7 protein-coding genes are annotated in these 14,126 nt (G+C 43.1%); 4 read left to right on the forward strand and 3 right to left on the reverse strand.

Annotation, left to right across the window (positions count from 1 at the left end; genetic code table 11):
• Window positions 1–16: 16 nt before the first annotated feature.
• The 4 genes from QFZ51_RS27015 (at window position 17) to QFZ51_RS27030 (ending at window position 6,538) form a co-directional block, all read left to right on the forward strand.
• Complete coding sequence (locus QFZ51_RS27015) at window positions 17–1,456, forward strand: RagB/SusD family nutrient uptake outer membrane protein (RefSeq protein WP_429050538.1); 1,440 nt, start codon at window positions 17–19, stop codon at window positions 1,454–1,456.
• 98 nt (window positions 1,457–1,554) lie between these two features.
• Complete coding sequence (locus QFZ51_RS27020; RefSeq protein ID WP_429050539.1) at window positions 1,555–4,257, forward strand: sugar-binding domain-containing protein; 2,703 nt, start codon at window positions 1,555–1,557, stop codon at window positions 4,255–4,257.
• Between the two features lie 313 nt (window positions 4,258–4,570).
• The gene (locus QFZ51_RS27025) at window positions 4,571–5,578 is read left to right on the forward strand and encodes a hypothetical protein (protein WP_429050540.1); all 1,008 of its coding nucleotides are present in this window, start codon (window positions 4,571–4,573) and stop codon (window positions 5,576–5,578) included.
• A 141-nt stretch (window positions 5,579–5,719) separates the two neighbouring features.
• Window positions 5,720–6,538, forward strand: coding sequence for an SDR family oxidoreductase (locus tag QFZ51_RS27030; protein ID WP_429050541.1), 819 nt, complete (start codon window positions 5,720–5,722; stop codon window positions 6,536–6,538).
• Here QFZ51_RS27030 and QFZ51_RS27035 read toward each other — a convergent pair.
• From QFZ51_RS27035 to QFZ51_RS27045, 3 genes are all read right to left on the reverse strand, one after another.
• On the reverse strand, window positions 6,512–7,966 hold the full coding sequence (locus QFZ51_RS27035) for a tetratricopeptide repeat protein (RefSeq protein WP_429050542.1): 1,455 nt from the start codon (window positions 7,964–7,966) through the stop codon (window positions 6,512–6,514). The genes QFZ51_RS27030 and QFZ51_RS27035 overlap by 27 nt on opposite strands.
• Window positions 7,967–8,055: 89 nt before the next feature.
• A complete protein-coding gene (locus QFZ51_RS27040) occupies window positions 8,056–10,872 on the reverse strand; it encodes an SIR2 family protein (RefSeq protein WP_429050543.1) in 2,817 nt (938 codons plus the stop codon).
• Between the two features lie 456 nt (window positions 10,873–11,328).
• The gene (locus QFZ51_RS27045) at window positions 11,329–14,121 is read right to left on the reverse strand and encodes a family 78 glycoside hydrolase catalytic domain (RefSeq protein ID WP_429050544.1); all 2,793 of its coding nucleotides are present in this window, start codon (window positions 14,119–14,121) and stop codon (window positions 11,329–11,331) included.
• Window positions 14,122–14,126: the final 5 nt, after the last annotated feature.

The raw sequence follows: 14,126 nt of genomic DNA on the forward strand, positions 1-14,126 counted from the left end.
AAAAAACCACAAGGCTATGCACTTCATTAATATTATAAAGTATGGCATATCTAGCAGTCTTCTAGGAATACTGCTGCTCACTAATAGTTGTAAAAAATTTGTCGAAGTTGATGGTCCAATAACAAGTATAAGTGGTAAGAATGTATATGAAAATGACGCCACATCAATTGCCGTACTTTCTGGAATTTACACAAAAATGAGCGAAAATTCAATTCAGTATGGAGGTTTTGACTTATCTAGCATAGGGTTCATAACGGGGTTGGTTTCGGATGAACTCATTTTATATATTGGAAACACCAATACAACCTTAATGAGCTATTTCCAGAATTCGATGTCTTCTAGATTGCAAGGAACTAGCTTTTGGAATACTTTATACTCAAGACTTTATATTGTCAATTCAGCAATTGAAGGATTAACGGCCTCTAAAGGATTAAATGAGAAAGTAAAATTACAATTGCTAGGTGAGGCAAAATTTATCAGAGCAATATGCTATTTCTATCTTGTAAATTTATATGGAGATGTACCATTGGTAACGAATCCAGACTATACTGTAAACCTATCCCTATCTCGATCGCCACAAAATAAAGTTTGGGAGCAAATCGTTTCAGATCTAATCGATGCGAAAAATCTACTAAGCGCTGACTTTCTAGATGCTACATTGCTCAGCAAAGACAATGAAAGAGTACGGCCTACGAAATGGGCAGCCATAGCACTATTAGCAAGAACATATCTATATATTCAAAATTGGAAAAGGGCTGAGGATGAATCGAGTATTCTAATTGACCAAGCTTCTATTTTTTCACTAGTTCCAATAAATGAAAAGTTTAAAAAAAATAACAACGAAGCAATTTGGCAATTACAACCCGTACTAAGGGGGTGGAATACAGAAGACGCTAAAGCTTATATAATCCCAAGTGACTTCGGACCGAATGGGGCGTCAGGTGTATATCTTAGCAATCACCTTCTTGACGTCTTTGAGCCAAATGATCAAAGAAAGAAAGAATGGATTGACTCAATCTCATTTGAAAATTCAATCTACTCTTTTGCCTACAAATATAAACTTCATACTCAGGGAGAGGACGTCAATGAATACAATACCGTGCTACGCTTGAGCGAACAATATCTTATACGCGCAGAGGCAAGAAACAATCAGAGAAATTTTAATGGCGCACGAGAAGATCTAAAAAAAATAAGAGAAAAAGCAGGCCTTCCAAACACAATCGCAACTGATTTCAATTCTTTGCAATCAGCCATTCTACATGAAAGACAAGTGGAGTTATTCTCCGAGTATGGACATCGTTGGTTCGATCTTAAAAGAACTAATAATGTAAATGCTATCATGAGCAAAGTAACACCCATAAAAGGTGGAAATTGGAATCCAAACTGGCAATGGTTTCCAATACCTATCTATGATACACAGGCTAACTCAAATATCCAACAAAATATAGGATACTAAAATAGATATAAATTAAATGAGCCCATAATAAAGCGCGGTCAATTCCGGAGGCTTCTTTGAAACTAGTGGCTTATCAAATAAAAATCAATTCAAAAAAAATGATATCAAAGCACCACTATTCATTATTACTACTGCTGATAGCAGGTAACTGTTTGGCAGGAAACCAAGTAGACACCTTAGGAAGAATTACAGCTGATTATCATATGAAACCCATTCACCAGAAAACACGTTGGGCTGGAAAAGTAAACTCGGTTAATGTACTTGAAGAATATCCGCGTCCACAGCTAAAAAGGGATAACTGGAAATGTCTGAATGGTCTATGGGAGTATGCAATTACTGATTCTACTACAAAAAAACCAATCTCGTATGATGGCGTTATACTGGTTCCTTATCCAATTGAATCTGCTCTATCAGGTGTTCAGAAACAATTAAAGCCAGAACAACGATTATGGTACAAAAAAAATATTAAAATTCAAAATATTAAAAATAATGATCGCTTAATATTAAATTTTGGTGCCATTGATTGGCAAGCTACGATCTATGTAAATAATGCAGAAGTAGCAACCCATACTAATGGTTATGAAGAGTTTTCAATTGACATCACCAAGTATTTGCAAGCAGGAAATAACGAATTATTAGTGAAGACATATGATCCGACTGATCAAGGTCCAAATCCTCATGGCAAACAAGTTTTGAATCCGATGAATATTTATTATACATCTTCCAGTGGCATCTGGCAAACTGTATGGTTAGAGAAAGTAGCGGAGACCCATGTGAAAAAAATAAAAATGACTCCGGATATAGACAAAGGAATATTATCTATACAAATAAATACTATTGATGCTCATTCAGATATGGTGATGGAAGTTGCTGCCATTTCCAATAATAAAATCATTAATAGCAAAAAAATTCAGTTAACAAATAATATCAATTCTACCAATATTCAGCTTCTAATCCCTGACGCACAACTATGGTCACCTGATAACCCATTCTTGTATGATCTGTCTGTCAAGATACTTAAAAGTGGCAAAATAATAGATGAAATTAAGAGTTACTTCGGGATGCGTAAAATAAGTATTCAGAAGGATGAAAAAGGAACTGACCGGATCTTTCTAAACAATAAATATACCTTCAATTTAGGAATTTTGGATCAGGGGTTTTGGCCCGAAGGTCTATACACGGCTCCTACCGATGAAGCATTGGCTTTTGATATTAAGACCATAAAATCAATGGGATTCAACACCATAAGAAAACATATTAAAATTGAACCTGCGAGATGGTATTACCATGCAGATAAAATGGGTGTACTAGTTTGGCAAGATTTTGTAAACCCACCTCAAGGACTTCCCGATGAATCCAAAACTATTTTTGAAAATGAAGTAAAAGAAATAATCGACCAATTACACAATCATCCTAGCATTATTACTTGGGTAATATTTAATGAGCGATGGGGAGTTTACGATCAACAAAGGATTACAGAATGGGTAAAAAAATACGATCCAAGTAGAGTTGTGAATGGTCATTCAGGAGAGCTACTATATGTAAATGGCGAGTTGAGAGAGCCATCTACGAATCCATGGATTAGCAGTGACATGACAGACGTGCACTCCTATCCCGAACCACGAAATCCGCCGGGCCAACCAGGAAAAGCAAAAGTTATAGGTGAGTTTGGAGGCATCGGTGTTCCTGTTCCGGGTCACCAATGGGATGACCTACATGGTTGGGGCTATGTTCAGTCTACCGCAGATGAGCTAAAAGAGAAGTATACACAAATGATTGTTACTCTTAAAAAGTTAGAGCAAGAAGGGCTAAGCGCTTCCATTTACACACAGCCCTTCGACGTAGAGGGGGAAGAAAATGGACTACTAACCTACGACAGGGAGATCATTAAAATACCTATAAATGATATTAGAAACATTAATAAAAGTTTAGTACATCTAAGCAACGGTTTTAACTTGGATCCTAATTTTTACATTGCAGCAAACATTAATACAAATGACAATGACAACAAATATGTAGAACTGTTAGATGAGTATGATAAGGGAAATCGCGATTCAACCTTTCTAAGAAGACTTACACTCATTGCTTTACGGAAAAAAGATCAACCAAGAATCACGCAAATAGGTAATAGCTATATCGCTATGCTGAAGGATCCTTTTAATAAAGAGAATTTGTATTTTATCAATAGCATTACCAATACTACAAAAGATCAAGGGTTTGTTCTTCTAAATACAAATGCCGAGAAGGCAAATGAAGTATTTGGGAGTATTCAAGCGCAATATAAAGTTAAGCAGATAATTGAGAAAGAGGAATTATCCGATTACCTGAATAATAAAATTATTCCTAATTGGGATTCATTATATCAAGAGATGAGTCTAAAATACGGACAATCAGGGGAAGAACTAATTTTAGGAAAGCGAATGATGTATTACCATGATATTACACATGATTGGGAAAACTATGGAAAATATTATATGCTCTATTTCGGGAAAGCATATAAACATCCAGATTATAAAATAAATAATCTGACATGGCAGTTATTCTTAAAAGTTGATGATCCTCTTATATTGGAATTCGCTCTTCAGGTGATGAAATATGACTTGGAAAAATGGGATCAAAATAACCCAAGTGCTTATGACACTTATGCTAATCTTCTTTATAAGTTAAATAAATCGAGCGAAGGCATAATTTGGGAGGAAAAGGCGCTTAAACTAAAAAGAACTAAAGCAGAGGAAGAATCCTTCGCTGAAACCCTTCAAAAAATGAAAGCCGGCCTCCCTACCTGGCCACAAAATAATTAAACTCTACGCGGTGTAAGTGGGTGGATGGTTTACACCCCTTACGCACTCATGTGTCGGTCGCTAGTATTCCTATTAGTGACCCATTTTTTCTCAAAATAATATTTTTTCATATTCATAGTACGTAGAGGAATTCGCATGTGTACTATATATGATTAACCTTAAAAAAGACGAAAGCAAAATATTAAGATACAAAACTGAATAGGCCAGATTGAAATAGTTTGTTGCTATCCTATAAAAACACTTCAATCAGCCCGGTCAGCAGGCAAAACAATAACAGACATTTTTACACCACTTTCACAAAAAAAATAATGTTATGAAAGCGCCCAGTAATCTCCCACGTATACCTTTAAGAATCGATGAAGATGACCAGGATTTCATCTCTATTGAAAGTTTACCCCCGGAATATCAGCACCTGGCCATGCCGGCTGCTAAAATCTCTTTCAGAAGTGATGACTATGTGGATATCATCAGCCAAACGATAAAGTTTGGCCGGTTCACACTCCGTACGCATGAAGTATTCAATAAGGAACATCCCATTATGCTGGTTCCTTATACAAAAATAGAGCTGCTGGCCCTGCACTTTATGGCTGGTGGTGAAATAGTAGCAGAGCTCACCGACCAGGGGCCGTATATGATGGCCAAAAGGGAAATGACCTTATTCAAGCTGGAACCCAGCGCACATAAAGCACCCATGAACCCCTGGGATAATATGTTCAGCTTCCATATTAATATCACACCAGAAGATTTGAAGGAGCTGGCACTGGAATACCCGGAACTGGCGGCAATAGTTAAGAAAACATCCAAAAAAGGCAGTGCGCCCATCAACGCAGAGCCGTATCATATCAACCTGGCGTGTACAGACCTTATTGATGCCATCTGCAACTGTAAGTTTGTAGGCAAACAGGCAGAAATATTCATGCACAGGTGCTGCCTGGAGCTGTACTTCAATTTTGCGGCGCAGGATAAACTGGAGGATGAGCCCATGCGGGTGTTCCCGTTATATGTATCTGAAAAATTAGAGGAATCCATTAAATACCTGGTGAACGTCACCAACGAAAAGTTTTCCATGGCTAAAATGGCAGTACTGCTGGACCTCGGCACACAGGAACTGAGAGAAGCCTTCATCAACAGCTTCTTTATGACGCCTGAGCACTTCCACTTCCAACGCCAGATGATCCAGGCATATGGCACCGTTATCACCTCTCCCGATCCCCCTGAAAAAATTTGTACTTCTATAGCAATGAACAATGCAGACGAATTCACTACCCTGTTTGAATCCTATTTTAACTGTTCCATCGCTATCATTCGAAGTAGTCAATGAAGAGATTGAATATCCCCATTAGTATGCCGGATCAATCCTGATCCGGCAATCACTTGTCCCTCAAAATAACCCTTGCTTTTTGCCGTCAGAGAAAGATTCCTTAAATTCCTTTTTCTTTTCTCACCGCTAAAAGCAAGGGTTATGTCATTTCAGCAACGTACCATCTTTATTACCGGCGCAAGCCGCGGCATAGGCAAAGCCATTGCGCTGCGACTCGCCAGCCGGGGAGCTAATATTATCATTGCCGCCAAAAGCGTGGAAGAAGATCCAAGACTGGGAGGTACCATCTACTCCGCCGCTGCAGAAGTAGAAGCTGCCGGCGGTAAAGCACTCGCCGTACAGGTAGATATCCGGGAAGAAGCACAGATAGCCGCCGCCGTACAACAAGGTGTAGAGAAATTCGGTGGAATTGATGTAGTGATCAACAACGCATCCGCCATCCAGCTCACCAATACAGAAGAAACACCTGCCAAACGCTTCGACCTCATGTACAATATCAACGTACGCGGCACCTTCCTCGTTACACAACATTGTCTCCCCTACCTGAAAAAAGGAAATAATCCGCATATCCTTACGCTGTCGCCACCGGTGAACCTCGACCCAAGATGGTTTGGACCACACGTAGCCTATACCATCAGCAAATACAATATGAGCATGCTGGCCATGGGCTGGGCCAATGAACTGGAGAAATACAACATTGCCTCCAACGCACTATGGCCCGCCACTACCATCGCTACAGCAGCAGTAAAAAACCTGCTGGGCGGCGATTCGCTGATCAACAAAAGCCGTACCCCGGAAATTATTGCCGACGCCGTAGAATATATATTACAACAGCCCTCGTCATACACAGGAAATACATTGATTGATGAAGATGTGTTGAAAGCGATGGGTATCACCAACTTCGATAAATATGCAGTAGTGCCGGGCGGCAAGCTACAGCGGGATTTGTTCCTGTCTTAAAAAAATGGCCCGGTAAAACAACTTTACCGGGCTTTTCCCCCTCCCTACTCTGGGAATATGCGGCATATCCCTGAAAATAAATTGTTTGTATAACTGATGTGCAACAGGATAAATATCATCGGGAATAGCCACCGTTTCCCCATAGTCCGACGTTTTATACAATGCGCACCGGATAGCGCGCCAGCAATGAGAAGTTTTATCATATAACAGTGTCTCCATAGTAGCCTGTTGATCCTGCATAATAGTATCCTGGAACACCAGGCTGTAATCTTTCCAGGAAGCTTTCACGGCTTCATCATCGGAGAACTTGAGCCAGTGACGCACATGCGGCGTTACCTTCTCCCACTCCCTTAAACGGATTAGTATAGCTACCAGGCTGTGTACATGATCCATCACATGCGGGTCCAGCTCAACAGCCCGGCGGGCGAACTTCGCCGCCAGATCCATCCGGGTATTCAGTATATACAGGCACCAGGCTACCCGGTTCAAATCGCGGGCCGGCAGGCGGAGATAATTGTAATTGAGCTGTTGCTCCATAAACAACAGCAGGGAAACCGCGATGGACGTTTCTCCCTGATCTACCAGGAAACGCAGGTAAGAAATTTTTGCCTGCAGCAAATCGTAGCTGCTCCCCTTCTGATCTACCGCCTGCTGGTACCAGGTATGCGCCAGCTGGTAATCCGTAAGACTTTCCGCATACAACTCCGCCAGTGCGCGCATAGGCTGGCATTGGTCGTTGCCGCGAGCCGACATGGCGGCTTTATACAGCTTTTCCGCCTCGGCATACTCTCCGGTTTCTTTATAGCAATGTCCTATCAGGAGTTGTAAGAAAGATACCTGCTGCACAGATGCCGGCGCATGTTTAAACACCGCTATCGCCGCTTCATATCGACGCTGGTCCGATAATAATTTGACCAGGTGGTGACAGGTAGTTACACAGTCGGGGACATTTTGCAGGTGTTGGCTCCAGAGAGCGGCAGCAGTGTGATAGTCTTTTGCCAGGTAGTAAATTGCTGCCAGCTCCTTATGCACATTAAACGTAATGAACTCAAATTTTCCCGCCCACTCCAAGCCATTATTCAACAAAGAAAGATCGCCCGTTTGCGCTGCCACGGCGTGCAATGCATCCAGGTAAACTTTTGCCAATATGTCGCCCTGAGGAAAATAGTCATCAGATAAGGTAAAAGCCCGCTCAAAATAATGAACAACCATCCGTTGTTCGCCCAGCGCATAATGGCTGTATGCCAGTATTAAGTAGAAGGAAATTTGTTCCTGCTGTTGCCGCTGGTTGCCCTGCACGGCTTCAAGATAGGCAATGTCCGTTTTTCCCAGCATGCCCGCTGGCCGGGGAGCCTTATGCTTTTTATTCAGCCGCTGCAGAAATGCCGGTAAATTCCTGAGGATTACCTGGAGTGATGCTTCATTCATAACGATTGGGGTTAGTATCCTTGCCGCATGTCACACGTGCAAATAATAATACACTCCCATCAGGCAGAAGGTACCATAACTTTCACCACCTATGAGGGGAATTCGCCGGGGGGCTCCTTACTGATTAACTGTTGATATACAACTTCCACCTGGCTTATTATACTTTCAGGAATCACCGATGCCCGCCCTTTAATAGTAGTTTTTAGCAACGCATATCTGATAATTATCCAAAGTCTGGAATTTTCTTCCTTTAATAATCGCTCTACCATCGTTTGTTTATTCGCTATAACAGCATCGCGGAACAATGGGAGATAGTCGTCCCAACGATCTTTCACAACATCATCGTTTGTATAGGCCACCCATTTTAGTATATGCCGTTTCGCTTCAATCCATTTATTCCTGCGGACCAATATGCAGGATAGTGTATGTACATAAAGCTCCGGATTGTCTTCCAGTTCAACAGCACGAGATGATATTTTTTCTGCCAGATCTAATTTTAAATTCAATAGGTAAAGGTGCCAGGCAGCATTATTCAGTACATCAGCAGACAATCTATGGTAACCCTCATTCAACAACTGCTCCATCAATAACACCAGTGAGGTTGCTTTCTCAGGTTGATCTGTATCCATCAGGAATTGCAGATATGATAATTTACAACATAGTGTTTCATAATTACTTCCTTTCTCCCGAATAGCCATCACAAAGCAATCTTCAGCAAGATCAGGATCATTCAGGTTATTAACATATAATTCTGCCAGCAAGCAATAAACAGCACCTTTGGCGTCGTAATCATGGTCAATAACCATGCGGTAATATTTTACCGCCTGCGTGTAGTTCTTCAGCCTTTGATAACAGCCACTTATAAGCAATTTTAGCAGAGGTCGGTCCCGGATACTTACCGGAGCCTCTTTAAAAACGGTGATAGCTGCTTCATGCTCTCCCATCCGGAAAGTCAAAGTTGTTATCAGCTCCTCATAGGTAGTAACATGCGTAGGTTCTAATTCCAGATACTTTTTCCATAAACTCACTGCCTTTTCATATTCTTTTGCGTGGTGATATACCATTGCTAACTCCCGGTACAATCCGGAAGAGGAAAGGTTAAATTTATCAATCCACTGCAAACAGTTGTTTAACATCATTAAGGAATCGGCAATAGGAAGAACTGCCAGCACTACATCCAGATAAGCTTTAGCTAACAGTTCTACTTCGGGCAAAAAATTATCAGACACCGCAAAAGCCATATCAAAGTAATACAACGCCATACGACTATCTTTAATTACATAATAGCCATAAGCCAATACGAAATATAAAATAGCCCGCTCCATAGGATACCACTCGGCGATATACAGGCTTTCCAGGAAACATAGGTCCACCCATTTCAGCTGAAGCGATTCCAGGTCTGTAAAAGATCTATTCTCCAAAAACCCGGCAAATGATTTCTCATCAGGATGAAATTCAACGACCTCCATTGCCAATTCCATTATCATCTGGCAATTTTCTCCGGTTAATACACCGGCTAAAAGTCCCTTTACCAGGTGTGGTATAACAGCAACACCACTGGTCCAGCACTTTACATTCAGAAACTGAAGGTACCAATTAAAATAATCGTTGGTTTTAAAGTTGACATCAACCCGCAGTGTTTCAATAATCTTGTCAAGCCGGGTGAGTACTTCCTGCGCGATAGGATTATGGCCTTTCTCCCAGTTGTGACGAAACAGCTTTCTGTCGGATGCGCCAACACGACCATTGCTAATAAAAGGATGCTGTGAAGACAATTCATTTAACTTCTGGGTAACATCAATACCGGGCCAGTAAAGAGCTAGTACCTTCTCATCTATTTGTAACAGCATGCTTAAAAACATCACGTCCTTTACGAGTTCCATGTTACTACTGGCATACTCAAGAAACCCTTCTGCCGATTGCATTACCGGGCGCACATTGCCTTCTGATGCCGGTATTTTGTTCCCGGCTCCGCCTGAAACCAGCTTGTGAGCCCAGGCATTCTTTACAGGCTCTTCCACGCTATTCACTACGGGCACAGGACTAAAATTAAAATACTTTGCATTTTTGCGGGGCCTTCCAGGTCTTCTGTTTTTAGCCACCAACTGTTGCAGAAACCCCGGCAGATCCTCATAACTTTCTCCATATACTATAGGTATAATATTATCCGGTAGGTCTTTCGGCTCCTCACCAGCTCTTACAAGAATAAAATGCTGCGTTTGGGAGTTCAGGAACTTCCCTTTTGCCCAGTTTAAAAATCCTTGAAAATTAGGATCGTCAATACCTGCACCAAAACCCATAAAAATAATGGAATGATGATATTCTATACTTTTCAGAAAAGTTTGTATAAAGTCATCTGCTCCAATTCGGCCATAAGATTTTAAATCCAACACAATTGTTTCCGGATGCTTCCAGCAACCGTGTACATGCAGCACTGCTGGACTTTTACCTTTTATGATCTGTGAACAAAGCTCTGGATTTTCCCATATTACCGAATCTCTACCCAGTACTTTTTCTATCAGGGTATCAAAGTTGGTAGTTAGAATAGGTAATTTTAATCCTCCAATCGCGTCAATCAGTTTCCTGTCCTTAACTGTGAGTTTCCCGATAGTCCTCTCCAGCCAGGCTTCAAAAAGTTCTTTCCCTAACTTTCCGAACCTATCCATCACCTGTGTGGCTACATTTAACTTGTCATACACATCTCCTTCTTCCAGATCGCGGTACCTTCTTTCTATCCATTTTTCATCCAGCTTATCAGAAAAATGGTTCTTACAGGTCATAACACCATGACGTAGCAACCCATTCCAACTCGATAATGGGTCATTAGTGGTGGCTATTGAAACCCCTGCGCCTGCCAAAACAATAGCTTTATTGCTACGAATGGCTTTTAATAGTCTTTTATCCATATGAGTGTTTTTCTACTGTTAATGTTCTATGTGGTTAACGGGTCAACACATAGAACTAAGGAAGGCAGGTATGAATCGGATAGCGGCCACCAATATCTAATAGTGGGTTTACTAAAGCTGGTTAACTATTATAACATTCAGCCAATATTCATCCTCCTGCTAAGAATAGCATAAGCTCTTTTAATTATGCTTGTTACTGCAACGCGAAGTAAAAACAATGCATCGGAAACATAATTATTACACACAAATGGATAAAAAAGTACCAATTAGAGTGAAGAGTATTTCAAATTAATTCCGGAAGTGGTACTTTTTAAATGAAAAAGTCATATTAAAAATGACTGAAATTGAATAGTATGGCTGCCTTTGCAGAAAATGTGTATACATATAGGCACTTTGTCGTACACGCCATGTATTACTTCGTATATGTGTAACAGTTACACATCTTTTTAACATACATCACCTCCCCGCATAACTCCCCGCCGACGAGGTCACCGGCCGCCGGTTCACCACATGCAGCAGGTATTCACCGGAACCGGTTTCCATGATATACCGGCCTTCTTTATACCCCTTCTCTATCGCTACGGCTACTCCGTTTACGGTAACATCTGAAGTGGATTCTGCGGGTGCATAAATAGTAGCGCGGCAATTGGCAGGTATCCGCACCCGCAGGGTAAACGTGTTGTCTTCCTTCTTCCAGTCGCTCACAATTTCCCCGTAAGGAGAAAGGTAGCTGGCTTTGGCGGAGGTAACATCCCCCACAGGTTCCGGGCGGATCACGATATCGCGGAAGGCAACGCTGCCGGGCGCCGGGCGGATGCCGGCAAGGCCGCTGTAAAACCATTCCATCAGGTGGCCCAGCATAAAATGATTGTTGGAAGCATCGCGATAGGCCTGCCACGATTCGGTGAGCGCAGTGGCGCCTTTGGCGAGTTGCAGCCCGTAACCGGGAACATCGCTGCGACTGTTCATATCAAAGATTACATCTGAGCGGCCTTCGTCGTCGAGCACGCGGAGCAGGTAGCGGTAACCAATGTCGCCGGCAGTGATACTGTTGTTGTGCTGACGGATATCCGCCACGATGTTTTCCACTACGCCGGCTTTATAACGGGAATCTGTTAGCTGCATGTATACCGACATGGCGTTGGCGGTTTGACTGCCCGTAGCATATTGTTTAGTGCTGTCGTTGAAAAAGGCGCGGTTATAGGCCTGCCTTACAGCTTCGCTTTGCGATTCGTACTTTTGTGCGTCTGCTGTTTTTCCTAGTACGGTGGCTACTTTCGACAGGATGCTGAGATCGTAATAGTATATAGCCGTAGCCGTTATACCCTTTGGCGTGAGCTGTGATTCGCCGGGGAACTTGGGGCCAATGTCGTACCAGTCGCCCAGGCCGTGTGACAGAATATGATGATTTGATTTTTGCGAGAGATAGCTTACGTAGCGGGTCATCATCGGGTAACTTTCTTCCAGTACCGATTTATCGCCGTACCATTGATACATGTACCAGGGGAGGATGATGCCGTTGCTGCCCCATTCCGGTGAGTCGCGGAAGCCGTCATCGAATTGCACATACTCCGGGGCGATGTCGGGGATCAGGCCATCTGCGGTTTGTGCATGGATCATATCACGCACTACTTTGCGGCAAAGTGCGGCAATGTCGTAATTATAACGGATAGAACTGCCTACCAGGTGTGCTTCTTCCAGCCATCCCAGTTTTTCGCGGTGCGGGCAATCGGTAAACACGCTTGCTGTGTTACTGCGGATGGCCCAGTCGATCAGCTTAAAAGTTTTATTAAACAATTCATTGGAGCAGCTGAATTGCCCGATGGTGGGCGCTGCGTTGCGGGTATGCAGGCTATACAGTGTTTGTATTTCCGGCAATCCTGCAGGATTGCTTTTGCCGGCAGGCACGGCGCCGTCGATTTGGATATAGCGGAAACCATAGTACATAAACTGCGGCTGCCAGGATTCTGTACCTGTTCCCTTTAAAGTATAATTAAAAAATACCGGGCTGCCTACGGCGGATTGATCTGCCAGGCCCTTTTCCGTGATCAGTTCAGCAGGCGTGATACGTACCACCATTCCTTTTTTTCCTTTCAGGGAGATGGCAGGAATGGCGGACGCATTTTGCCCCATATCGTATACCCAGGTGTTAGTACCGGTTTGTGTTATTTTAAGCGGCGTAAAGCGGTCGAATATTTTCAGGGGAGCTGCGTTTTGCGCTTCCAGCTGCGGCGGCCCGGTTACCGTTACGGCGGGCCGCCAGGAAGCATCGTCGAAGGAAGGAGTGTCCCATCCTGGTTGTTCCAGGGTGGCGTTATAATCTTCTCCGCCGTAGATGCTGGAAAAAGTTACAGGACCGGGTGCTGCTTTCCAGGTAGTATCGCTGATAATATTTTCCGTGGTGCCATCATTGTATTGCAGATGCAGCCGGCAAATGAGTTGCGGGTAGCCGAACGCGCCGGTGAGTTTACGGTATCTTTCACCGGGCACATAAAAGAAGCCGTTGCCCAGCATTACACCGAGTGCATTGGTACCGGTGTGTAGTTGTTCCGTTACATCAAAGGTAACATAGAGGGCATGTTGATCATATTTTGTCCAGCCGGGATCGAGGAAATGATCGCCTGTTTTTTTTCCATTGAGATGAAGATCAAACTGACCCAGTCCGCTGATATAAACAGTGGCCTTTTGCAGTGGTTTGGCGATATTGAATTCCTTTCTCAGCAGGGGTAGTATGTCTTTCCGGTACCGGTATTTTGGGGCGTTGTCGTTGGTAATAGCGGGAACGATGCGTGCAGTATCCGGCATTTTCTCATAACCGATCCATTGCGCCTGCTGCCAGTCGTGCGGCGAAAACAGGCCCGTATGCCACTGCGCCGTTTCACTCCATGCCGACGGCTTTCCCTGCTGATCCCATACCATTACTTTCCAGTAGTAGGTAGTAGCGGGCAGCAGTGGTTTGCCGTTGTAAAGTACCTGCACCGACTGATCCGACGGCACCTTTTTTGAATCCCAGATGCGTCCGCGGTTTTTATCCAGTGCAGTGGGATTATCCGCTACCAGTACGCGGTAGGCGGTTTGCCGGATGTTGGTGCCTTTACTTCGCAGTTGCCAGCTAAGCGCGGGGTGCGGGGCATCTATGCCCATGGGATTATCCTGGTATTCACATAGCAGGTGTTGTAATGAAACAGGTTGCGCAACAATGGTATGGGTAATACCCAGGAGCAGCAACAAGAGCCATGATTTCATCATCGTCA

The organism is Chitinophaga sp. W3I9, from assembly GCF_050434025.1.
GTDB lineage: Bacteria > Bacteroidota > Bacteroidia > Chitinophagales > Chitinophagaceae > Chitinophaga.

Excerpts from the sequence above, each read along its gene's own strand:
- QFZ51_RS27015 (WP_429050538.1), top strand. The coding sequence starts at position 17 with ATGCACTTCATTAATATTATAAAGTATGGCATATCTAGCAGTCTTCTA.
- QFZ51_RS27020 (WP_429050539.1), top strand. The coding sequence starts at position 1,555 with ATGATATCAAAGCACCACTATTCATTATTACTACTGCTGATAGCAGGT.
- QFZ51_RS27025 (WP_429050540.1), top strand. The coding sequence starts at position 4,571 with ATGAAAGCGCCCAGTAATCTCCCACGTATACCTTTAAGAATCGATGAA.
- QFZ51_RS27030 (WP_429050541.1), top strand. The coding sequence starts at position 5,720 with ATGTCATTTCAGCAACGTACCATCTTTATTACCGGCGCAAGCCGCGGC.
- QFZ51_RS27035 (WP_429050542.1), bottom strand. The coding sequence starts at position 7,966 with ATGAATGAAGCATCACTCCAGGTAATCCTCAGGAATTTACCGGCATTT.
- QFZ51_RS27040 (WP_429050543.1), bottom strand. The coding sequence starts at position 10,872 with ATGGATAAAAGACTATTAAAAGCCATTCGTAGCAATAAAGCTATTGTT.
- QFZ51_RS27045 (WP_429050544.1), bottom strand. The coding sequence starts at position 14,121 with ATGATGAAATCATGGCTCTTGTTGCTGCTCCTGGGTATTACCCATACC.